Source organism: Mesorhizobium sp. M7A.F.Ca.CA.004.12.1.1 (assembly GCF_003997835.1).
Classification (GTDB): Bacteria; Pseudomonadota; Alphaproteobacteria; order Rhizobiales; family Rhizobiaceae; genus Mesorhizobium.
The window spans coordinates 1-581 of record NZ_RZRK01001458.1 but is presented as its reverse complement, the minus strand read 5'-3'; the positions used below and the strand labels follow the sequence as shown (position 1 = coordinate 581).

General features: G+C 65.2%; 1 protein-coding gene. It reads right to left on the bottom strand.

What is annotated here, in order from left to right; all coding sequences use genetic code 11:
- Window position 1 precedes the first annotated feature (1 nt).
- A partial coding sequence (locus EN984_RS37025) for a biotin--[acetyl-CoA-carboxylase] ligase (RefSeq protein ID WP_164766044.1) occupies window positions 2–581 on the bottom strand: 580 nt, incomplete at its 5' end.

Below are 581 nucleotides of genomic sequence, written 5' to 3'. Positions count from 1 at the left end.
TCTATGCCCTGGCCGAAGCGACCGCGCCGAAATGCACATCGCCGGCGGCGATCGTCCGAACCGAACCTTCATCGTCGCGGATCACGAAACGGCAGTCCTCGTCAATGGTCTCAAACACCCCACGCACCACATTACCGTCAATTCTGACAGCAACTTCGCCGCCGAGCCCCGCAGCACGATCAAGCCAGCGTCGCCTGACGGCGGCAAGTCCGCGCCCCTCGTCCCACAATCGGGCATTCTCGCTCCATGCATCCGACAGCGCCAGGAACAGTGTTTCCGCATCGCATGCCGCGCCCAGCGCGCTGAGTGATGTTGCGGGATAGGGCAAATCCTCGGGGTATGCCACCACATTGACGCCGATGCCGACCGCCACCGCGAAACGGCCGCCTTCCAGGATTGCCGATTCCAGCAGGATGCCGGCCAGCTTGGCGCCGGAGGCGAGCACGTCGTTCGGCCATTTCAGTTCGAAACGGTTCTTTCCTTCGCTGCCGCCGTCGAGGCCGATGGCGATCCGGCCCTTCGGCACCACGGCGTCGAGCGCATCGGCCAGCGCCAGTCCGGCGACGAAGCCCAGCGTCGCG